This window comes from Phormidesmis sp. 146-33 (assembly GCF_052939515.1).
Window position 1 is genome coordinate 18,025 of the sequence record NZ_JBJPHU010000001.1, and the last position, 23,207, is coordinate 41,231.

Sequence of the window (23,207 nt, forward strand, 5' to 3'; positions counted from 1 at the left end):
GATCTGTAGCATTAACAAATTGATTTGGTATCACTCCTCACTCCGCCAATAGTCAATGAGCTTACGCGCAATGCTGATTTTAGAAGGAATTTCTGGCAAGTTGTGTTTGTGAAACCAGGCGGCTTCGGCGATTTCTTTGGGGTCGATGACAATTTCACCACTGGCGTACGTTGCTGTGAATCCGATCATCAAGGAGTTGGGAAAAGCCCACGGCTGCGAACCAAAGTAGCGAATGTCTTTGATTTCGATTCCGACTTCTTCGCGAACTTCACGCACGACGGTTTCTTCGAGTGATTCACCCGGTTCGACAAAGCCTGCCAACACGCTGTACATGGACTTGCGAAATCGAGGCGCACGAGCCAGCAACACTTCTTGACCACGAGAAATCAACACAATAATCGCAGGAGACAGGCGCGGATAATTGACCAATCCACAAGCAGGACAACGTTTTGCCCGATCGCACTCAATCTGAATCATCGGAGTCGCACAGTGCCCACAATATTGATGAGTCCGATCCCATTCCATAATCTGCACGGCTCGACCTGCCAGCGAGAACAAATCTTCGTCCACCATTTCGTAGAGTTCGCGCAGTCCTTGAAAGGTTAGATCGGGGGGAGCAATGGTCGCTTTGTCGAGTTCCGCAGAGTAGCAGGGAGAGCCGTCTAGCGTTCCTAAAAACTGGGTGCGAATGGGTTTGAGTCCGATTTCGCTCAGATCCGTCAGCTTGGGAATTTCACTTGCCGTTGCTGTGAGATGTACCAGCAATTTGTTGCCTACAAACGCAAACCAGTAAGCAGGTTGAGAATCGGGGGGAGGCGTAGTGCCAGAGAGAAAAGTTCGCATGATTGTAGGAGTCGATCGCCCCTCATGGTAACACCGAGAAAATTCGTAAACTGGCGATTCAAATCGCGGCTACTAGAGCGAAGTCCACCTCCGTGGACTAGTTGGTACGATCGCTTCTTAGTGTGCAGAGGCATACTTTGTTTTGATAGCCGCGATTTGAATCGCCAAGCTGAGAGAATTTAGGCTTCACGTCTGTCTTTCTCACCGCCTCGTGCTGACCCACGATGTATTACCACCATCAACACAGCCAGAGGCAACAGCGAGACGGGAATGGCTTCTAAGCCTGCACGATCGGCGACCCAACCCACTGCACTAGGAATGGCCGCTGCCCCAAGCGACGCAATACTTGCCAAAAACCCGATCGCTGCGGGAACGATCGACGCGGGAACTCGCTGCGGCATCAGCCAAATAATCGTCGGGAAAATAGCAGCCAGCGCAAATCCACTTAAAGGCAAACTCCACCCCTGATCGGGAAATTGCCACCAGGTCACTAAACCAATGATCAGTAAGGTGAGCGAAATGTCGATCGTGCGAATTGCCCCCCAATATCTCACCATCTGTCCCATGGCTAATCGTCCCATTGTCAGACCAAACCAATAGCCACTGACGCTATAGCCTGCGACCCAGGTGGGAATGTCTCGGCTGACGTGTTGAACGGTGTAAGCCCAACTGCCGATCGACGCCTCTACCCCCGTGTAAATCAGCAGCATCAGAGCAGAGAGTAGCACGATCGGCATTCTTAGCGCACGACGTAGACTAGTTTTAGAATTGCTGGCAGCAACAGAAGAAGTCATCATCGGTTGATACTGGTGTAACACTGCCCAACTCATGCCAATGATTAACAAACTAACTAGAGATGCAATCACTAAATAAATCTGTCGCCACTGCAACCCCAATGCTAGAAGAGTCGTCGCGATCGTAGGCCCCAACAGCGCCCCAATTCCATAAAAAGCGTGGAGCATTCCCATTAAGTTAGCGTTGCGCTGATCGCTGGCGATATAGGTGTTGATCCCTGCGTCGATCAGTCCGATTCCCAGTCCGAGAAGCAGTCCGACTGTGACCATGATGGGCCAATGAGTCGTAAACGCGTAAAGGCTGAGGGCACTGGTGAGCGCGATCGCGGCCATCCAAATCATTTTCGCCAATCCCAATCGACTAGTCAGTAAACTGCTGGTCAAGGCGGCGGTTATGTAACCTGACATCTGACTGATAAAAAGCAGCGTTACGGTTGCGGGAGTTAGCTGATAAGTCGTGAGAATCGAGGGCAACAAAACGCCTAAGCCACCTTCTGCAATGCCGATCGCGATAAACGCATAAAACGAAAGGGCAACGCCAATCCAGGCAGGATAATTTGAACGAGATGCAGCCATGATCTTCTAAACAGAACTGACCTATCGTAAGGGTTTCTCAATGAGGCGCGTTCTATCATCAGGCAGAGAGGGGAAAGCCAGCCGCCAACAGCCACGCAAAAAACAACGCTGTGCCGATCGCATAGATCCACACGTCATTTAGTCGTCTGATTACGAAGGAAAATAATCCGAAGAATACTGGGAATAATGGCAGTAGAAGAAATATGAATCCTAGCTTTGGCAGAAATACGATCGCTAGCGTGAATCCTGCCACCAGAACCAAACTTTCGGTCAACCACCAGCCGACTCGTCCGATCGCGCTTCTCTGAGATTGAGCTATTCCCGATGCCAAAAACCAGGGAAAACAGGCCAACGCGATCGGCAACCAAACCGCCAACCGAGTCGGAATGAGCCACCATTGCAGCCAAACCACTTGAGCCATCGCCCCAAACGCCACCCAAAGCAGCCCAAACAGCGCAAAACCCAGACCCAGTGACCGTCTGCTCAAACGCGGCCACCGAAACAGAATCGCTAACCACACCAATCCGGCAATCAAAAACCAAACGCCAACGGCACCCCCCACCTGAACACCGCCCAAACTTTCTAAAGAGACGACGGGATCTAAAAGCTTCAATCCTAACGATGCCACGCCAGATGATGTAACTAAACCGCCCCAGGTTTGCCACGGAGACAGCTTGAGATTCACCGTTTCTGACGCAAATTTAGAGGCAAGCAGTCCCAAAACAATCAGCCATCCGGTTAGATGGAGCGCGTACCAGATCATGCGGCGATCGACATAGCTACTCTCAATCTGTTGCCCAAAGGTCGCATCTAACCAGCGTAAAGCCGCCTGATGGCTGACGGCGTTAAACAAAATGGTGATGTGTTCGACATTGGGAACCGTGATCAGTTCTCGCGCTTTGCCTACGGTAAATTGAGCGTTTTCGCCTCCGGCTGCTGTCAGCAATTTTTGGGTGTAGGGAGCTAATCGACCTTCCCAGGCTCCAATTTGCAGTTGCAGATTTTTGGGCGCGTTGGGGCTGACATTCTGAGCAGCAGGAGAAATGGCGATCGTCGCCGCAAACCGATTCACATCCTCAACGCCTGCTTGAATGACAACTGCACTGCCCATTGAGTGACCGAGTAGCGCCAGGCGATCGCGATTCACTTCAGGCTGTTCAATCAGCACATTGAGGGCAGTTTTCAGGTTTTGGGAGAGGTCAAATCTGGTGAGGGGGGCGGGGTTGGCTCCATGTCCATCAAAATCCCACAGCATTGTGGCATAGCCTGCATGAGCAAGTACATGCCCATAGCTCAACATCAGTTGTTTTGACCCCGCAAACCCATGAGCAATCAAGACTCCAGGCGCTTGTGTCGCTTGTTTGGGTGCCATATAGATCAGAGGAACGCCATCCCGCTCTAAAGAACGAACGACTAACCCCGATCGCGCCTCAACAATGCCCCACCACGAAGACAGAATGAGGGCGATCGCCAACCCCAGCCAACCCCAGCGTTTTAACCAATTCATGAAGATTATTTGTGCAGTTGTTTTAGTTTAGCGAGTGATCAGCCGAGGACATTAGACCATCCCTCATCCCTCATCCCTCATCCCTCATCCCTCATCTTCCGTCGCTGTCGAGTGAGAATGCTCATCACTTCGCCAAACGAGGGTGCAGGGAGTAGAGGACTCCAGTCTGTGGCATTCGCAAATCGTCGAACGTGCAGGTTTTGGATTGTCTCAGTTACACCGTCAGAGGAACCGATGATCAACACACGCAACACTTCAAAATCATCAGCGTGAGGAATCGCGACATCAGGTAAGAGATCCTGAAGCGGAACGCGAAGCGAAGTAATGGTGAAACGGGGAATGGAATCGGGAAGGAATCGGCGTTGAATCAATTCTAGAAATGCGTAGGCAAAATCGCACAGCCAAAAGCCAGCGTTTAAAAGACGCTCTGCCATGATAGATACTCCAAAATTTAGGTCTCCGAAGAAACCCAAAAAACCAGCCGCCCCAAAGAGCAGAACAAGCCGGAGCAGCCAAAGGAGTGATAAAATTCTCCATTAGCCCTCTTGACTGGCAGCAGCAGTCTTGCGGGTTAGCTGCCCTTCGTTGCTTCTAACAACTTGGGGCGGCGACAGACTAGATTTTTTGGGCAGCCAGACAACTTTCCTGTGACGAAAAGATGTCCTTGATTTGAGAGAATATCTGGAATTTTGACTCACGTCAAGTAAATGTTGCAGGGCGTTGTTGAGCGACTGGATCGAATGCCGATCGGTTTAGAATTGTGAATTAAATAAAATCGGGCGCTGCTGATCGGAGAGATAAATCTGTGAGAAGTGTCCAGCTTTTCGCCCCCTAAATCCCCCAATTTTGGGGGACTTTGAACCTTGGGTTTCCCGCCGCTTTGGGGCAATTCATCCCCTGATTCAGCAACGCCTAAAATCGTTGTCTAAATATCACAAATATCGATGTTATTTAATTCTCGATTCTTAATGTCTAGCTTGCATCGTACGATCGCTTCCACCAAACAATTCACATCTCTTAACCTCTAAAACGATCGCTCGTCATACAATTTTGTACCATACAGATTTGTACCCTAAAGAAAATGCGATTGTGAGGAACCACTCATGCCTTTAGATCTCTATCAACTGGATGCTATTACCGATTTTGATGAAGCGATCGATCGCCTTGATGACTACGTTGCAACACTGGTTGAGGAGTTGGTTGAATCACCAGAAGGCAAGGCGTATCTCAAAGCTCATCCTGATGTGGAATCCTTTGGGGGTTGGATTCATCAACTGCTTTACTTTGGGTATTCCTATCGATCGGTAACATTGCCACACTTCAAAAAGAGCGATGTCGAGTTAATTCTCACAGAGTTATTTCCGGCTAAGGTGACGTTGCTTAATCCAGATGAGGCAGATACAGCAATTCCAGAATTGACGGCTTTTTGGCAGTTTCTCAAGCGACAATACAAGCACGCGAATGCAACTAAAATTCTTACTTTTCTTAAAAAAATTCAGCCTGAGTTTAAAGCATTAATGACTGACTCCAATAACTTTGGTATGGCAAAATCCATCTTTATGTCAGGCATTGAGTCAGGATTTGATATGACGACTCAGGAAGGGTTGCAGGCGTTTCAAGAACAACATAACCAAAAGATTCGAGAAGCAACCACGCCGCCTGGGTTTGGTAAAGTGCTGAAGAACTTAAACCCCGGTGAGAATACAACTTCAACACAACAACAGCTACATGATCTGCTGAATACAATGGCAAGTGCCATGCTTTCTCAAGCGGATGATCTGTTTGAACCTGCAAGGAGTCGCCCCAACGATTCTGACCGCCCCAACCTAGAATCTTCAGGCGATACCTTTAATCGGGGACTCCAAACATCAATGTGGGAAGCCACTGCCTCTGAATTACCGCCCTTGTCCGAGGAAGCGATCGCACTTCTCAAACAACAATCGATCACCGAAACAACACCGGGAACGATCGTGCGCGACTTCCAAACTTTCATAGAGTTTATCGGCGATGGAATTCCTGTCAGTGGAACACATCATTTGATTTCAACAGTCAAAGCTTTAGCAGATCTCAATCAACGTCTGAGTGATCCGATCGCAATTGATCTTCAGCGTCCTCAACAAAAATCTTATCCGCCGATCAATGCACTCTATCTGCTATTACGCACGACTGGATTAGGGCAAGTAGTCGGTCGTGGTAAGAAACACTTTCTCGTGATCGATCCTGAGTTATTGCAGTCCTGGAATAGTCTAAATTTGACAGAACGCTATTTCACTTTGTTAGAAGCCTGGTTAATTCGATCAAGTTCAGAAACGCTAGGAGATGAGCGAAGCTACATCAATGAAGGAACGCAATGTGTTCAAGACTGGCGGTTCATTTCTCAAGAGAAACACTTTAGTCGCTATGCCGATCAGCAGACATTAAATTATCATCCCGGCTATCACAATCTGGCACTGCTTAAGCTATTCGGCATGATGGAGATCGACTCTGACAAGCCGGAAACCGGGAAAGGTTGGCGAATTAAGCGCATTCAAAAGACGGCGATCGGCAATGCTTTGATGCAGGTCATTGTGCCTTTCTACCTCGAAAGTGGTCTGATGTGGGAGTCGGAAATCAACCCAACGCTGCCCTTTGGCGAACTGCAACCTGTCCTGCAACCTTACTTTCCAGAATGGCAAAACAATCTAGCAAGGCTCACTCGTAAAAGGCGATCGGGCGTGTTTGTCTTTAAGGTATCTCTGGGCAAAATCTGGCGCAGGCTGGCGATTTCGAGTGATTTAGTGCTGAGTGATCTAAGCAGTTTGATTTTAGAATCGGTGGGCTTTGATGAGGATCATTTGGATATGTATCAATACAAAAATCAGGTGGGTCGATCGGTAAAAATTTCTCATCCCTATGTCGAGGAGTCTCCTTCGACTGATGACGTGCGGGTGGGCGAGTTGCCGATCGCTGAGGGAACGTCAATGCTGTATGTCTTTGATTTTGGCGACTGGTGGGAGTTTGATGTGCAGTTAGAAAAAGTTGAGGGTGACGATCGACAAGGCTACAGTGCGATTCTCGAAAGTCACGGTGCCGCGCCCAAGCAATATCCCGATTGGGACGAAGAAGCTTAATCGGTTCGCTGCGGTGTTTGGCGCTTCTACTCGCCAACTGTGCAACTTTGGGGGACTTTGGAAATAAGCGTTTCGGAGGTTCTGCACCTGTGAGGAAGTCGCAAGGAGCGTATTTCAACGAATGCCCGTCAACAAAAGCGCCCCCGCAGACCAGACCACTTAAACCGTGAGATATTGGTGAACGAGCGCGTCTGTCAATTGAGAAGTCTCGCCCTTAGCCACGATCGCGCCCTTCTCCATAATGAAAAACTTTTGAGCGAGTTGCCGAGCGAAATCAATCTTTTGTTCGACGACGACGACGGTGATGCCTTTTTCGCGATTGATGCGTTTGAGCGTCTCCTCAATTTCTTGCACGATCGACGGTTGAATGCCTTCGGTCGGCTCGTCTAACAGCATAATTTTGGGATTGCTCATCAAACCACGCGCGATCGCCAGTTGTTGTTGTTGTCCGCCGCTGAGTAGTCCCCCTTGACGATTGAGATGCTGCTTGAGCATCGGAAAAAACTCGAAGATCTCATCGGGAATTTTGCGAAGCTTCTTTTTGGCAGCAGACATCCCTAGCTTGAGATTGTCTAACACCGACAGATACGGGATAATTTCTCGCCCCTGGGGAATGTATGAAATACCATAGCGGGCCCGTTTGAAGGTGGACACTTTGGTAATCTCATCTGCATCAAAAACAATGCTCCCCGACAGAACTTTATTCAACCCAATGACACTTCTCAGTAAGGTGGTTTTGCCCACTCCGTTGCGACCGAGAATGCAAGCAATTTCACCTTGTTCGACGGTCATATTGACCCCAAATAAGACGGGAGTCTGGTCATAGGAGACGGTGACATCCGCGAGTTCAAGCAGCATTGTCGATTTGTTCACGACCTAGATATACCTCAATGACTTTTGCGTTTGACTGAATTTCTTGAACTGATCCTTCGGCTAACTTTTCGCCCTGGTGCAGTACGACAATTCGTTGAGCAATTTGTTTGACAAACTCCATGTCATGCTCGATCACGACAACCGAATGAGTTTGAGCAATAATCTTGATGATCTCGCCTGTGGCATAAGTTTCGTCAGCGGTCATGCCAGCCGTAGGCTCGTCAAGTAGGACAACAGTCGGATCTTGAGCCATGACCATGCCAATCTCGACCCATTGTTTTTGCCCGTGGGAGAGCGAAGAAACTTTGGCAAACCCTTTGTCGAGTAGTCCGATGCGATCGAGCACCTGTTCAATCTTTTCTTTCTTAGCGCGGGTCAGCTTCGATCGAATTGCCGCAAATACACCATGTGAGCCTTTGAGCGCCAAAAGAAGATTCTCAAACACCGATAGCTCATTGTAGACATTGGGGTTTTGAAACTTACGCCCAATTCCCATCCGAGCAATGTCATAGGGATTGTAATTTGTAATGTCTCGCCCGTGATAGTAGACGTGACCTGACGCAACGGGAGACTTGCCCACGATTGCATCCAGTAGCGTACTCTTCCCGGCTCCGTTGGGGCCGATAATCGTGACAATCTCTTGATCTCCGACCTCCAAATCAATGCCTTTGAGCGCTTTGAAGCCTGAAAACACAACTTTGAGATCTTTGACCGCCAAAACAGGTTCGCCAGAATTCAGGGTTGTGGAACTCGAAATCGAGGAGGCTGCTTGCATCGCGTGTATTCCTTAATTGCTATGTGAGTGAGAAACCGCTTACCGTTTGTTGTGTCCGCGAAGCTTATCCACAAATTCCATTAATGGCGTGTACCAATCGAATAAGCTGGCTCGTACAAACCCCGCAGTAGAACGCGAACCCATCAAACTAGTCATTCGGTTAGCTTCGGTAAAGCGAAACTTTTTGGGAAGCAAGCTCATCAAACCATCGGGTAAAAACAGCACCACCAGCAAGAGAATGATGCCAACAATTAACTGCCAATCTTGAGTAATGCGATCGACCGAGTTTTGTAACTGTCCCAGCAAAATGGCCGCAATCACTGGCCCAAACAGCGTTCCACGTCCGCCCACTGCCACCCAAATGACAACCTGAGTCCCAAACGCAACCGCCAGATAGACCGGAGAAATAAACTTGTTGAGCGGCACAAACAATCCGCCTGTGATGCCTGCGATCCCCGCTGAGAGCGTCCAGATAAAGATCTTAAAGCTGGCAACGTCATAGCCTAAGTAGGAAATCCGCTTCTCGTTTTCTTTGATCGATCGCAGAATCAGACCGAAGTTCGATTGAGTTAACCACCAGCTTCCAGCAATCACAAAGGCGGCAAAAAATAGAATCATGTAGTACAGTCCCAGCGGCGGCACGACGATCCCAAACAAGCTTAACTTTGAGACATCTGTGATCCCGTTTGTTCCCCCGGTGTAGGCTTGTTGGCTGACAAAGAACGTCGTCAGGGCCGAAGAAATCGCCAGGGTAATAATCGTGATGTATACCCCACTGACTTTAGAGCGAAAGATAAACCAACCAATGATGTAGGCAAATCCCGCAGGGACGGCCACCATTGCGATCGCAGCGATCGGAAAGAACTGGAGCGGTGCAATAAACCAGGGTAGCTCCTTGAGTCCATTCCACACCATAAAGTCAGGCAGGGTGCCCCCGTAAGTGTTGGCGGCGGCTGACAAATTGAGCTTGAGGTAATACGCCATCGCATAGCCGCCCAGGGTAAAGAACACCCCATGAGCAAAGCTGAGAATTCCAGTGAATCCCCAGACCAGATCAAGCGAAACCCCCAACGTACCAAACAGCAGCAGTTTCGCCATCAAGTTCGTTTGAAAGCCACCCGCAACAAGCGGGAAAATGCACAAAATGAGCAGCAGAACGCCACTCGTCACAATCAACTTAGTCGGAACATTTGTAGCTTGTCGAATTCGCCCAATTACTTCTGTCATTGCTATTAGCTCCGCTTCTGAACCGTAAACAGACCTTCTGGACGATAGCGAATCAGCACAATCACAGCAGCTAACACAATGACTCTGGCAGAGGGATCATTGAGCAAGTAAGCGATCGCTGCATTCGATTGCCCGATCAAAAACGCACCCGCCAGTACGCCCACTAACTTATCTACGCCTCCCGTCACCACCGTCATCCAGGCATCTACGAGATAATCCTGTCCCATTGGGGGAGCCACACTCTTGAGCGAAGAAATCACCGTTCCGGCAACACCCGCCAGCCCACATCCATAAGCAAAAGTGGCCATATCAACCAAACTGGTATTTACGCCCAGACACTTGGCCATTTCTCGGTTTTGGGTCACAGCCCGGACTTCTCGACCCAGTGAGGTGCCATAGAGCAAGTAAGCCGTCAGCGCCAACAACAATAGCGCCATAAAGACAATAAACAGCCGATAGACCGAAATCTGAATCGCCTGTCCGCCTACTTCAAAGGGTGTCCAATTGCCGCGAATGTAAGGAGGGGCTTTGACGTACTTTAACTGAGCCGTAAAGATCAGTTTGACCACGCCCTGAAGGACAATACTCAACCCCCAGGTTGCTAACAGCGTTTCGAGGGGTCGCCCATATAGTCGGCGAATGATGGTTAATTCTACGATCGCCCCCACCAGTGCTGTAAATAAAAACGAGAATGGGATTGTCAACAGCAAATCCATCTTAAAGTTACTCTGAAGCACAAAGGTTGTGTATGCGCCCAGCATAATGAATTCACCATGAGCGAGATTGATAATCCGCATCACACCGAATGTAATCGCTAATCCCAACCCCGTCAGTAACAGAATCCCGACGATCCCCAATCCGTTGAGCAGTTGGTTGGTAAAGGCGATCGCATCAAACCCTTTATCTGTGGGAGTTGACTGTGCTAGATAGCGTGTTGCATCCGCGATCGCAGACATCGTGTCTAATATCAGAGTGTTCATATCCCCTCGAATACAAATCGATCAAAATGTTAGACTCCCCAACTTCAAGTCGAAATCGGAGAGTCGGGTCAGCCTACACCTTTAGAAGCTCGACTGGCAGATCTTTGTTGGTTTCAACGATCGGGTTGCCGCGCTCATCCGGTGTTTTGTGAACACAAGTGCGACCTCTATAAAGCGCCTGACTCCAGGGAATCGGCTTCACGGCAGCCTGCGTTGCAAAGATAATCTCTGCCTGTCCGTCTGCTTTCCACTTACCAATCCGAGAGTAGAGGAACGTATGGTAGTTGTCAGGATCAACTTTCACAGTCCCTTGAGGCGCTTTGAAGACCTGTCCACGGGTCGCTTCTCGTAGGTTAGAAGTCGTGAGTTCTTTCCCTTCTTTGGCACATTTCTCCATTGCTTGCGCCATAAAAAAAGTTTGGAAGTAAGCCGCTTCCATGACTCCATTCGTCACCCGATCCTTGCCAAACTTCTCCTTAAACTGTTCCACAAACGCCTTATTCTCTGGCGTGTCCACCGTTTGAAAGTAGTTAAAGCTGGTGTAGTGACCTTCCGCAAACTCTGGCCCCATTGCCTGAATTTCTTCCTCAGTCGTGGGATAAGCCATGATGGGAATGTCTTTGGAGGTGATTCCAGCATCCTTTAGCTGCTTGTAGAAAGCAGGAATACTGTCCCCTACTAGGTTGCTGAGAATGAAGTTCGGTTTCGCCTGCTTGATCTTGTTGATGATTGTAATGAACTCAGTCGTGCCCAGGGCTGCATATTCATCACCCACAACTTCGCCGCCCGCTTTGACTAGCTCTGCTTTGGCGATCCGGTTACTTTCTTTGGGATAGATGTAGTCAGAGCCGATAAAGAAGCCTTTTTTGCCAAAGGTCTTGGCGCAAAACGGAATGGAGTCCGTGATCTGTTGGTTAGGAGCCGCTCCGGTGTAGAAGACATTAGAACTACACTCGTTGCCTTCGTAATAGACCGGGTAGTAGAGCAGCTTGTCTTTTTCCTCAAACACAGGTAGCACTGATTTGCGGCTGGCGGAGGTATAGCAGCCCAACACACAGGCAACCTTATCTTCATCAATCAGCCGCTTGGCCATCTGGTTGTACAAGTCCCAGTTAGAGTCTGGGTTGACGACCACCATGTCGATCTTTTTGCCATTAATGCCTTGTTTGCCTGACCACGGCCCTTTGCCTTCATTGATTTGCTCAACGGCTAAGAAGGTCGCATCCTGCAAAGATTTTTCGACGATCGCGATCGTGCCCGTTGTGGAGTAAAGCACCCCGACTTTGATGCCATCACCAGAGGGGGAAGTACCTGCTGCTGGGCTACTGGCCGTTGTCCCTGTGTCACCTCCTCCACCACCAGAGCAAGCCGCAACAACCGTACTGCCGATCGCCAAAGAACCATATTGAATAAACCGACGACGGGTAATTCCGCCTAAAACAATCCGGGGTGTACGTGACTTCATTAATTGAAATTCTCCTTGTCTAACAAAACTCACACCAAAAGAAACCTTGCGATTTTGCGAAATGCTCCCTGAAGAATCAGTGTCCAATCATCCAGGGGCGGCTGCCAGCATGATATTGAACCTGGGGCGCTTTGGGTTCTCGATCGCGCTTAACTAACTGTGGCTCCCGGCTTTCCTGCTTTAGTCGAAAGGTTCCAGAGAGAACGGCCGGGGGCGAAAAAATTCGTTTCCCTGGCGTGTCACAGTCTGGACAGGGGGCAGGATTGCTGGATTCGACGAGCGATCGCCACACGTCAAACAGACCACAATCATCACATCGAAACTCATAGAGAGGCATAGGCTCGTTACTCAGAAGTCAGCACATTCAAACAATAGACTGGTGAATGCCAGATAGCAACTCATTAGACCGGAAGAATGTTTTGATCGAAGATCGCAGTGGGAATCGCCAGAGTACAGCAAGCATTTGGAATATCTACAATCCCGCTTACTCGACCTTCAACAGGCGCACAGCTTAGAAGTAGATAAGCCTGCTCTCCGGTAAACCCAAACTTTTTGAGATACTCGATCGCATTCAAACAAGCTCGACGATAGGCAATATGCACATCCATAAAGTACTGTTTGCCCGAAAACTCATCGACTGAGATTCCTTCAAACACCAGGTACTCTGAGTAGTTTGGCTCAACTGGGCCCGGCTTAAAGATCGGATTCACCATCGCGTACTTTTCCATGCCGCCTTTGATGATGTCTACATGCAGATCAATAAAGCCAGACATCTCGATCGCGCCACAAAATGAGATCTCGCCATCTCCCTGTGAAAAGTGAATGTCACCCATTGATAGCTTTGCACCTTCCACATACACCGGGAAGTAAATGCGCGTGCCTCTCGACAAGTTTTTGATATCGCAGTTGCCGCCATGTTCTCGCGGAGGGACGGTACGGGCCGCTTCGGCTGCGACGCGATCGTACTCCGACTTGTCTAGGGTGCCTAAAATCGCGTTTGTCGGGTTGGGCAATGCTGCCAAAACAGGAACGCCATCCAGGTTGATCCCGGCTCCATAGGTGCGGCGATCGGGCTGGCTGGTCATCAGTTCGGTTTCTCGCTTGTTCCACTTGGCGAGTAGCTCATGAGAAGGGGCACAGCCAATCAGCCCAGGGTGAGTAATCCCTGCAAACTTAACCCCAGGAATGTGGCGAGACGTGGTGTAAATTCCTTGAAAGTCCCAGATTGCTTTGGCGGGAGCCGGGAAATGATCGGTTAAGAAGCCGCCGCCATTCTTTTGGTCAAAGATGCCCGTAAAGCCCCATTCATCTCCTTGCAGAGCGCCAATGTCTACGAGATCGACCACTAAAATATCTCCTGGTTCAGCCCCGTTGACCCAAATTGGCCCACTCAACACATGCACCACGGTCAAATCAACATCTCGAACATCGTCGGGACTATCGTTGTCTTTGATTTGTCCATCTGTCCAGTCTTTGCATTCAATCCGAAATACATCGCCTGGGTTGACCGAAACAACGGCTGGAATGTCTGGATGCCAGCGATTGTGTCCCGGTAGATCTTGCTGATCCATCGGCTTGGTCAGGTCAACTTTGAACAGCGTTTTAGGCATTAGCCTCTCCTCAATTTTAGAAGCGTCTACGGTAATGAGAAAACTCCGAATTTACTAGACGGTAAATGGGCGACCTCTCTCACGAATTTGCCCTTATGTCTAGTCAAATGATTGATGATTAGAGTAACTTGAAACTGATCAACAAGTCGCAAAATACGTCGCAAAATACACAGTGAAACTTTGAATCTGAGGAAGGGTGACACTTACCTGAGTGTGGGTCAGCGGTTAAAACCTTTAAAAACTCGTACTCTGCCATCCAATACCAGTTTTGACCCTAAAAGTGCCATTTGCTAAGGAACGATTTACGCTTACTGTGCTGCATTCGCTAATTGCTTGATCTCTCAAGATTCTAGAGATAGAAGAACTAGAGTTTTGTGCTCAAGTATACAGTTCATTATAAATTAGTTGACTTTAATGGAGTAAATGATTAAGCAATTAATTACTAAGCAACAGCAAGGCTACTCAAGGGTTTGACTTTGCACTCGCACAGTGAGGTTCAGCGTTTCACTGGATCTCTCCACTACTTCAGGCAGGTTGTCTTTTATCACAGTAGGGGGGCCGTTGCGCGATAAAGTTGCCCGGTTAGGCTAAGAATTGAATAGTATCTAGAAGCCTTAGAAGATAGTCAGATTTTGGAGCTTTTACCGACTAACTAAAGGCGAGAATGTTTAGAACAAAGCATATTACTAAATTGTAAGAAACCTGTAAGAAACTGCTGCAAAAAGTCATGTAGTAAGCCTAATTCTACGCAATGTGCATTTGGGCGTTTTTGAGCTAATCTACTGGGAGCAATTCTGCAACCTCTCGTATGTTCTAGCGGGCAAGTAGCGTTTTGAGCGCATCATCAATAAATTGAGTATCCACTAAATTTACACCGCCGCCTGCAAAGTGTCCCCACACTGACTTAATGGCGCAGAACTCGGCATTGGGCATAAACTTTACTTCATACTCATTATCTTCGGGCGGGAAGTAGAGATCCATCTCGGCAGGCATGACGATCGCTTTTGCCTTAATCGCTCCGAGTGCTTTCTCAAAGTCACCGTCAAAGCCAGGAGTATTGCCAATATTGCCGTTTTGCCAAGTCCACAGCATGGTCAGTAGATTATTGGCATCTTTTTTGAGAAAAAATCCTTCCCAAAATTCCACCAAAAAGTCTTCTAGCGACGAGTAGCCCTCTTGCAGATAGACCTTCTCGCGGTAAAACGCCTGAGATAGCCCCCAGCCTGCATAGACTCGTCCCACGGCTCGAAGTCCAGTTGTCGGTGGCTCATCACACCAACCGCCCTGATAGGCAGCGTCGGCTTGTAGGGCAGCCTTCACGCCTTCTAGAAAAACAACATTGTGCAAACTCGTCTTTGCAGACCCGCAGAAGGGCAAAATTCGTTCAACCATCTCTGGATAGCTGACAGCCCACTGATAGGTTTGTCCTGCTCCCATCGACCAGCCGACAACCAGCGCAATCTTCTCAATGCCAAATTGTTTGGTGACTAGCTGATGTTGAGCGCGAACATTGTCGTAGAAGGTGACATTGGGAAATCGAGCTTTGTTGTAAGGCTGAGGCGTGTTGCTGGGCGAGGAAGATAGCCCGTTGCCAATCATGTTGGGAATGATGATGAAATACGTCTGAGGATCAAGCGCCATACCTTCCCCGATCAGCCATTCATTGTCGTAGTGTTGACCAGAGTACCAGGTTGGGTAGACAATTACATTGCTTTTGTCAGCATTTAGAGTGCCGTAGGTTTTGTAGGCAAGCTTTGCGTTTCTCAGCGTTGCTCCTTGCTGAAGCGAGAAGTTCCCTAACTCAAAGATTTCGTAGTCAGACATTTTGAGCAACTCCCATTCTAAAGAATTTGTCCTGCTGATTCACTAGTCTTTGAATTATGGAACTATTTGCGTTCTTCTAACTGTGTCTAAACATATCTAAAGTGCAATCTCATAACTGTTCAGGTTCTAATGTTTCGTTGAGCAGATACTAGATTTCTTCGCCTCCAACCTTTTCTGAAAACGAAGAAATCTCACATTAGACTAGCCGCTGGTTGAAACGGGAACGGTCGCAGTCTGAGGCTTCTCGATCGACACCGTAGGAACCTTTTGAGTGGGTAGACCCTCGATCGGACATTCTGCCGTACCCACAGTGGGACGAGTCAAGGCTTCTACTTTCTCCTTGGCCTTCTTGGGATCTAAAATCCATTCGCGATAGAACTCATACGGACATTCCGCCATACCCTCCGAGCCATCCCCAGAGTTAAGCATTCCGGTGTAGCCACGGTGCAACAGTTTGAACAGATGGTTTTGAGACTGAGCATTCTTACGGAAGTCACGAATGGCAAACTTAGACAGCGCAGCGTACTGAATGCCATTTTCTTCTTCGCCACATTCGCCCAAAGTCCGCCCATCAAATCCAACTACGGCTGAGTGCCCAAAGTAGCTATAAACGCCATCAAATCCGGCAGCGTTAGCCACAGCCACATAGACATTGTTCATCCAGGCCATCGCCTTGGAAACCATGATTTGCTGTTCCTTGGCAGGATACATGTAGCCCTGGCAGCGAATAATCAACTCTGCACCCTTCATCACGCAATCACGCCAGATCTCAGCATAGTTGCCGTCATCACAAATGATCAGACTGATCTTCAAGCCTTTGGGCCCGTCTGAAACATAGGTGCAGTTGCCAGGATACCAGCCTTCGATCGGTGTCCAGGGCATGATCTTGCGGTACTTCTGAACAATCTCGCCTTGATCATTCATCAAAATCAGCGTGTTGTAGGGCACTTTGTTGGGGTGATCTTCGTGCCGTTCGCCTGTGAGTGAGAAAACTCCCCAGACTTTGTTTTTGATGCAGGCTTCTGCAAAAATTGCGGTTTCTTCACCAGGAATGCTGGCCGCATTTTCCATCATCTCTTTGGGGTCATACATGATCCCGTGAGTGGAATATTCTGGGAAGATCACGAGATCCATTCCTGGTAATCCCACTTTCATCCCGTCAATCATTGAAGCGATGTTTTTACAGTTTTCAATGACTTCTGCTTTGGTGTGCAGACGCGGCATTTTATAGTTAACGACTGCAACTCCAACTGCATCATCACTTGAAGAAATATCGCCGTGATAAGACATTCTGACCTCCAATCAATTTCCATTCAGAGTAGTAATCCGTGATCTGAAACTTGGAAGACTAATTAGATAATCTCCCTGCAATCACAAATTTTTGATCTTTAGCAATGCTGGCGATCGCGCTTTGTTAATCAATTTGTTAATCAATGCGATCAATTCGGTGTCACCAATCCATTCATTTCTAATCGGTTCTTGATGACATGCAAGCCATCATAGAGAATGGGACAGAGGAATTTTGTATCTGGTTTTACAGTTAATAGTTAATCTCTTAACTATTTTCAGATAGTACAGATTTTTTTGACTTATCGGCATAATTCGTCCAGAAAATCAACAGTGTGAGGCTGTTTCAGCAATAAAAAAGTTACCGATTTGCCGACTCTTCGCCCAGGATGGTCAGAAATTTTCGTGCCAGTTCGATAAACTTTTGCCGCTCTGCCTGGTCTAGGGTGTCGAGCAGTTTGGAGAGTTGGTAGTGATCTTGGGGCGCAATCCAGTCTAAAAATTGTTGTCCTTTAGCAGTCAGTCTGACCCTGAGCGCCCGACGATCGGAGGGGTGATCATCTCGTTCAACATAGGCTTCTTGCTCCAATCCATCTAGTAGCCCTGTCATCGCCGCCCGTGACACACCACAGTGTTTGGCCAGCAGCGAGGGACTCGCGCACAAGTCAGGCTCACCACTGAGATACATCAAAATCGAAAGCTTGGTTTGTGAAAGCCCCAGTTTTGCAGAATGTTCGTCAGTGAGCCGCAGCACAATTCTGGCGATCTGAGTAATCATCGACACTGTAGATAGCGCCCCTGTGTTTGGGTAGTGCAAAATGTCGTGAGTTACTTCCGTCACCAGTTGGCCCAGCGTTTCGATTTTTTCTCGGTGAGGCGAGTTCTTTGAGCTACTTGCAAGGGGTTGCTGATTAGCCTGTAGTTGGTGTAGCGATCGTTCGAGTTGTACGACTTTTTCGCGCTCTTGCAGTTCACTCGATCGCAGCGCCGCTTCGACTCGCTGATACTCAATGAGATCGAGTTGGAGACGTTGACCCATTTCTAACATCTGCATCAGGGTTGAGAAAGCTCTCAGAGCAGTCACTACGGTAATCAGCAGCTTTTTGGACGTTAATTCAGTTTTGAGTTTGTAATCATCAATTTCATAATTAACGGCGACAAAGGTTTCGGGAGCCTGACCAGGTTGTCCCGTTCGCAAAATAATTCTCACCGGTCGATTGCCCAACTCTTCGCGGACATACTGCACCACCTGCAATCCAGCATTCTCGGTTTCCATCACTACATCCAAAAAAATGATGGCGATATCGGGGTGCGATCGCATCAACTGTTTGGCTTCTTGAGCCGAATAAGCGCTAATAAACGTGAGGGATTTATTCTCAAAGGTCACATCACTGAGCACTAGCTTGGTGACTTCATGGACTTCAGCTTCATCATCCACAATCAAAATTTTCCAGCTTTTCTCAAGCGGGTTAGTCTCCGTTTCTTCGGCAAACAAAATTTCTTCGTCTGCTTGGGCAAAAATCAGTTCGTCGCTTTGAGAATTAGGAGCTTGAGCGTTGTTTGACATGGACGAGCCTTCTGTAAATCTGCTAGATATTTGAGGACGGCTGTTTGCTTTAGTTAAGGTCAATTTGATGACGTTTTTTCGCTTCACTGCTGAGTTCTCCTGCCTCCCAACCCCTCATTCTGGGGACTTTAAGACAAGCGTTCCGGCTTACGAGCATTGGTAGAACGATCGCTAATATCATGGTTCAACGGTTTTAAGGTTTTGGTAGCTTAATGATGAATTTTGCTCCCATAGAAGGTCGGCTTTCACACTGAATTTTTCCACCCAGCTTTTGAGTTACCAGGTTGTAGACAATATGTAATCCCAGCCCACTGCCTCCCTGACCGCGTTTTGTGGTGAAAAAGGGTTCAAAGATTTTGCTCAAGTTTTCTAAGGGAATTCCTTGACCGTCATCAGCATACTCAAAAATGATCTGCTCCTCAATCTGCTCGAAGCGTAATGTAATATGTCCTTGTTCTCCGGGCGAGTAAGCGTGAAGTAGAGAATTCATCACCAGGTTAGTCACAATTTGCGAAAATGCCCCCGGATAGCTGTTGAGCGTGAGATGACGATCGCCCTGCACTTCAATTAGATGGGTCGTGGTTTTGACGATCGGACTAAGCTGTAATAAAACTTCTTCTAGATAAGCCCTAAAGTTAAACACGCGCCTCGACTCACTGGATTGATCCACCGCCACCTGCTTAAAACTCTGGATCAATTGCGCTGCTCGATTTAGATTGGTCAACGTCATTTGGCTACTTTGTTGCGCGAGCGCGAGAAACTTCTCTAAGTCCGATCGCTTCATCGTGTTGCGCCTAAAGGAATCTGAAAAAGCAGTCGTTTTCTCAACTAACAATGAGGCCGCCGTCACCCCGATGCCGATCGGCGTATTAATCTCATGAGCAATTCCGGCGACCAGTCCGCCCAGGGCCGCCATTTTCTCAGTCTGAATCAGTTGAGCTTCGGCCTGTTGCAAATTGTACAGGGTTTGTTCAAGCTGTTGGGCTTTTTCTTGAAGTTGGACTTCGGCTAACTGACGCTCTTCGATTTCTTGCTGCAACAAAAGATTTTGCTTGTCGAGTTCTTCTTGGGCAAGTTGCCGACTTTCTTGAGTCAAGACCAGCCACCAGGAGCCAATGCCAATCAGCACAAACAACACAGCCGACACCTCAATCAAGGTCGCAGTTAGCCGCTGGACAGTGAGCTTGTCTAAACCAGAGTTGCTCATCACCTGCTGATAATAGACCACGCCTAACATGACTCCTAACAGCGTCGATAAAGAAAAAGACACCGCCAGATACTTCAGCAGCCTGACTTCTAGCTGTGGAGAAAGCTTGTCTCGCAAAAAGCTTCTGACGATCGGAGCCTCTAAATTCTTATCGGGAATCACCGTGGGTTTACAGGCATCGTGACAGCGCATATCAAGGCTGCAACACAAAGAGCAAATGGAGTCCTCATACACCGGACAAAACGCCATATCTTGAGGTTCATATTCCTGCTCACAGATGCAACAATCGATCGTGTGGGTGCAAGTTGAATAAGCATCTTCGCGAGCGATGTAGTACTTTCCTTGAGTGAGCAGCGCGATCGTCGGAGCCAGTACCATCGCCAATCCCAACGCAATAAATGACGCAAACGCCTTGGCAACTAAGCCAAACATTCCTACAAAAGCAGCCATTGAGACGATCGACGCAATCAAAACCGAGCCACACCCGACGGGATTAAAGTTGTAGAGATGCGCCCGCTTAAACTCAATATAAGAAGGACTCAGACCCAAGGGCTTATTGATCACCAGATCAGCCACCAATGCCCCCACCCAAGCGATCGCGACATTCGAGTACAGTCCCAGCACCGCTTCCAAGGTTGAGAAAACGCCTAGCTCCATTAATAGTAGAGCGATCGCGACATTAAAAAAAAGCCAAACAACGCGCCCTGGGTGACTGTGGGTGAGCCGAGAGAAAAAGTTTGACCAGGCCAGCGATCCCGCATAAGCATTCGTGACATTGATCTTGATCTGAGACAAAATCACGAAAAAAATCGTGACGGCCAAAGCAACCTCTGGGTTTGAGAAGACCGACTCAAACGCGACTGAATACATCTGAGTGGGCTGTTTGGCTTGAACAAAACTCACCCCATGTCCGATCGCCAACGCTGCTAAAAACGCCCCGCCTAACTGCTTTGCACAGCCCAAAAAGATCCAGCCCGGCCCCGCCAAGACCACCGCTAACCACCACTTACCGCGATTATTTTCTTGTTTGTCGGGCAAAAATCGTAAGTAATCTACCTGCTCGCCAATTTGCACAATCAAAGAAAAACAAACCGTTGCCGCAGTGCCAAACAAAAGCGGATCAAACGCCGCCCCACTGCTCGACTGTCCCGCAAAACGCATCCAACTAGACAGCGCATCCGGCTGTTTGTAGAGAATGCATCCATAAGGTAACAGGATCAGCGTCAACCAGAGTGGCTGAGTCCAGAGATGCAATTGATTAATGACGGTCACCCCAAAAAAGACCAGGGGAATAATCGCTAAAGAACAAACGACATAGCCGATCGCCAACGGCAGATGAAAATATAGCTCCAAGGCCTGGGCCATGATCACCGCCTCGATCGCAAAGAAGATAAACGTAAACGAGGCATAGATTAAGGAAGTAATCGTGGAGCCAATATAACCAAAGCCCGCCCCCCGCGTCAGCAGATCCATATCAATGTTGTATTTGGCCGCATAGTAGGCGATCGGCAACCCCGTCAAAAAGACGATCAGCCCGACCGCCATAATCGCCCAAACAGAATTGGCAAACCCATAGTTAATCGAGAGAGAACCGCCGATCGCTTCTAGGGCTAAAAATGACAGCCCTCCCGTTGCGGTATTGGTCACGAGCCACTCTGACCACTTTCTAAAAGATTTGGGAGCAAACCGGAGCGCATAATCTTCTAGCGTTTCTGCGGCGACCCAAGCATTGTAGTCACGCCTGTCTTTAACAATCTTGAAGCTGGGATGGATTGGCATAAGACTGAGTTCTCGGTCACGCTGGGATAGTAGGGCTTCAACCGTAGTTGTTCAACCGTAGTTGTTCAACAGAGAGCGATCGTGGATGCATCACTTTAACTTTAATCAAACGTGAATTCGATGACTTTCGCTGCGATTATTAATTCAGGCAGCCTCCTAAATCTCCGCTAAATAAAAGCCATTGAACTAGAAATCTGGTCTGAAAGTCCCCTAAAGTTGGCGTTAATCAAGATCAAGGGTTGCAAACTCTGGTTCTAGCTGATCATATAGCCGTTGATATCGCTCAAATAATTTGTGATAGCGCTGAGTTTGCTGTAAGTTTGGAGAATGTCGATCGCGAATCCGAATCATTGATCGCACTGCTTCTAATTGGCTAATCTCCTCTACAGCATACATCGCTAAGATGGCTGCCCCAAATCCGCTCGCCTCATAGACTTCTGGGGTCAAAACGTCGAGACCAAACAGGTCAGCCATCATCTGTCGCCAAGCTTGCGATCGCGCAAATCCGCCCGATGCTAATATCGTTTGACTTGTCTCGGTGAGGTCACTCAAAACAGTCGTAATACTATAAGCTGCAAACAAGATGCCTTCTAGAACCGCCCGGACAAAATGCGATCGCTCATGGTGTAAGGCGACTCCAAAAAAGACCCCTCGTGCTTCTGCGTTCCAGTAGGGCGCACGCTCGCCAGAGAGAAAGGGCAGAAATAGGAGTCCGTCGGCTCCCGCAGGCACCGTCTCAGCTAACTGGATCAACAGATCATAAGCATCTTGATGGTGTTGGGTAGCTTGTGCGATTTCAGGTTGTCCAAAGCGATCGCGAAACCATCGAAGTACAATTCCCCCATTGTTAGAAGGGCCGCCGACAACCCAATGCTGATCGGTCAGAGCATAGCAAAACGTTCGTCCTTGCTGGTCGGTGATGGGTTGAGAAACTACTTTTCGCACAGCGCTACTTGTCCCGATCGTAATGGCAAGCTGATTGGCTGAGATCGCGCCGACTCCCAGATTTGCTAATACGCCATCACTCGCGCCGATGACAACAGGTGTATTAGAATCTAGCCCCATCATTTCAGCAAAGTGAGGTTTAATCCCCTGCAATCGATGAGTTGTAGGAACTAACTCGCTCAGTTGACCAATTTGAATTTGAGCAAGTTCTAAAGCTTCTGTATCCCAGGTTAGTGTCTTGAGATTAAACAACCCCGTAGCAGACGCGATCGAATAATCCACTACATATTGCTCAAACCATTGATATAAAACATACTCTTTGATTGAGATAAACTTGACTGCTTTGTGAAACAAGTCTGGCTCACAGTCTCGCATCCAGATTAACTTGGTCAAAGGTGACATTGGATGAAGTGGCGTTCCTGTTTTTTGGTAGATCTGAAGTCCGATCGGGCTTTGTTTTAACTGTTGAGCTTGAACAACACTGCGACTATCGGCCCAGGTAATACTCTGGCTGAGTGGCTGATGATCAGCGCTCATGACAATCAAACTATGCATCGCAGACCCCAATCCCACAGCAGCAATCTCTCGACTAGATAAATTAGTCTGCTGCATGACTGCTTGAATAGACTGCAACACAGCCAAAAAGATCACGTCTGGGTCTTGTTCGGCGAACCGAGGCCGCGGAGAGAGCAAAGGATAGTCTCGGCTGGCAAGACCTTTCATCTCACCAGTTGAAGAAACAACGATCGCTTTTGTACTGGTAGTTCCAATATCAACACCCATAAAGTAAGTCATTGTCCAACCCCTACTAAACAAAACCGCTAATCCTGAATGCCAC

General features: G+C 48.3%; 17 protein-coding genes. 1 reads left to right on the forward strand and 16 read right to left on the reverse strand.

Annotation, left to right across the window (positions count from 1 at the left end; all coding sequences use genetic code 11):
* Positions 1-30: 30 nt before the first annotated feature.
* From nudC to ACJ2PR_RS00115, 4 genes are all read right to left on the reverse strand, one after another.
* On the reverse strand, positions 31-843 hold the full coding sequence (nudC, locus tag ACJ2PR_RS00100; protein ID WP_446875480.1) for an NAD(+) diphosphatase: 813 nt from the start codon (positions 841-843) through the stop codon (positions 31-33).
* A gap of 179 nt (positions 844-1,022) precedes the next feature.
* Positions 1,023-2,213, reverse strand: coding sequence for an MFS transporter (locus ACJ2PR_RS00105; RefSeq protein WP_446875481.1), 1,191 nt, complete (start codon positions 2,211-2,213; stop codon positions 1,023-1,025).
* Positions 2,214-2,271: 58 nt separating this feature from the next.
* Complete coding sequence (locus ACJ2PR_RS00110; RefSeq protein ID WP_446875482.1) at positions 2,272-3,720, reverse strand: alpha/beta fold hydrolase; 1,449 nt, start codon at positions 3,718-3,720, stop codon at positions 2,272-2,274.
* 77 nt (positions 3,721-3,797) lie between these two features.
* Positions 3,798-4,154, reverse strand: a complete 357-nt coding sequence (locus ACJ2PR_RS00115; protein ID WP_446866146.1) for a hypothetical protein — start codon at positions 4,152-4,154, stop codon at positions 3,798-3,800.
* A gap of 669 nt (positions 4,155-4,823) precedes the next feature.
* Between ACJ2PR_RS00115 and ACJ2PR_RS00120 the strand changes: the two genes are divergently transcribed.
* Positions 4,824-6,830, forward strand: a complete 2,007-nt coding sequence (locus ACJ2PR_RS00120) for an IS1096 element passenger TnpR family protein (RefSeq protein ID WP_446875483.1) — start codon at positions 4,824-4,826, stop codon at positions 6,828-6,830.
* Between the two features lie 159 nt (positions 6,831-6,989).
* On the opposite strand, the gene urtE is transcribed toward ACJ2PR_RS00120, so the two are convergent.
* From urtE to ACJ2PR_RS00180, 12 genes are all read right to left on the reverse strand, one after another.
* Positions 6,990-7,688 (reverse strand): urea ABC transporter ATP-binding subunit UrtE, encoded by a 699-nt coding sequence (gene urtE / locus ACJ2PR_RS00125; RefSeq protein WP_446866148.1) that lies wholly within the window; start codon positions 7,686-7,688, stop codon positions 6,990-6,992.
* Positions 7,678-8,478 carry an urea ABC transporter ATP-binding protein UrtD gene (gene urtD / locus ACJ2PR_RS00130; protein WP_446858447.1) on the reverse strand — a complete coding sequence of 267 codons (801 nt, stop codon included), beginning with the start codon at positions 8,476-8,478 and terminating at the stop codon, positions 7,678-7,680. Before urtD ends, urtE begins: the two co-directional genes overlap by 11 nt.
* A gap of 39 nt (positions 8,479-8,517) precedes the next feature.
* The gene (urtC, locus tag ACJ2PR_RS00135; RefSeq protein WP_446858448.1) at positions 8,518-9,705 is read right to left on the reverse strand and encodes an urea ABC transporter permease subunit UrtC; all 1,188 of its coding nucleotides are present in this window, start codon (positions 9,703-9,705) and stop codon (positions 8,518-8,520) included.
* 5 nt (positions 9,706-9,710) lie between these two features.
* The gene (urtB, locus tag ACJ2PR_RS00140; RefSeq protein ID WP_446875484.1) at positions 9,711-10,685 is read right to left on the reverse strand and encodes an urea ABC transporter permease subunit UrtB; all 975 of its coding nucleotides are present in this window, start codon (positions 10,683-10,685) and stop codon (positions 9,711-9,713) included.
* A 73-nt stretch (positions 10,686-10,758) separates the two neighbouring features.
* Positions 10,759-12,150 carry an ABC transporter substrate-binding protein gene (locus tag ACJ2PR_RS00145; protein WP_446858450.1) on the reverse strand — a complete coding sequence of 464 codons (1,392 nt, stop codon included), beginning with the start codon at positions 12,148-12,150 and terminating at the stop codon, positions 10,759-10,761.
* A 76-nt stretch (positions 12,151-12,226) separates the two neighbouring features.
* On the reverse strand, positions 12,227-12,487 hold the full coding sequence (locus tag ACJ2PR_RS00150) for an FmdB family zinc ribbon protein (protein ID WP_446858451.1): 261 nt from the start codon (positions 12,485-12,487) through the stop codon (positions 12,227-12,229).
* 64 nt (positions 12,488-12,551) lie between these two features.
* Positions 12,552-13,760 carry a formamidase gene (gene fmdA, locus ACJ2PR_RS00155; RefSeq protein ID WP_446858452.1) on the reverse strand — a complete coding sequence of 403 codons (1,209 nt, stop codon included), beginning with the start codon at positions 13,758-13,760 and terminating at the stop codon, positions 12,552-12,554.
* An 813-nt stretch (positions 13,761-14,573) separates the two neighbouring features.
* Positions 14,574-15,584, reverse strand: a complete 1,011-nt coding sequence (locus ACJ2PR_RS00160) for an alpha/beta fold hydrolase (protein WP_446875485.1) — start codon at positions 15,582-15,584, stop codon at positions 14,574-14,576.
* A gap of 201 nt (positions 15,585-15,785) precedes the next feature.
* Positions 15,786-16,874, reverse strand: a complete 1,089-nt coding sequence (locus ACJ2PR_RS00165) for an aliphatic amidase (RefSeq protein ID WP_446866156.1) — start codon at positions 16,872-16,874, stop codon at positions 15,786-15,788.
* A gap of 358 nt (positions 16,875-17,232) precedes the next feature.
* Positions 17,233-18,438: a MarR family transcriptional regulator gene (locus ACJ2PR_RS00170; protein WP_446875486.1), complete on the reverse strand. Its 1,206-nt coding sequence runs from the start codon at positions 18,436-18,438 to the stop codon at positions 17,233-17,235.
* 193 nt (positions 18,439-18,631) lie between these two features.
* Complete coding sequence (locus ACJ2PR_RS00175; protein ID WP_446875487.1) at positions 18,632-21,424, reverse strand: ATP-binding protein; 2,793 nt, start codon at positions 21,422-21,424, stop codon at positions 18,632-18,634.
* Between the two features lie 222 nt (positions 21,425-21,646).
* The gene (locus ACJ2PR_RS00180) at positions 21,647-23,164 is read right to left on the reverse strand and encodes a gluconokinase (RefSeq protein ID WP_446875488.1); all 1,518 of its coding nucleotides are present in this window, start codon (positions 23,162-23,164) and stop codon (positions 21,647-21,649) included.
* Between the last annotated feature and the right edge of the window lie 43 nt (positions 23,165-23,207).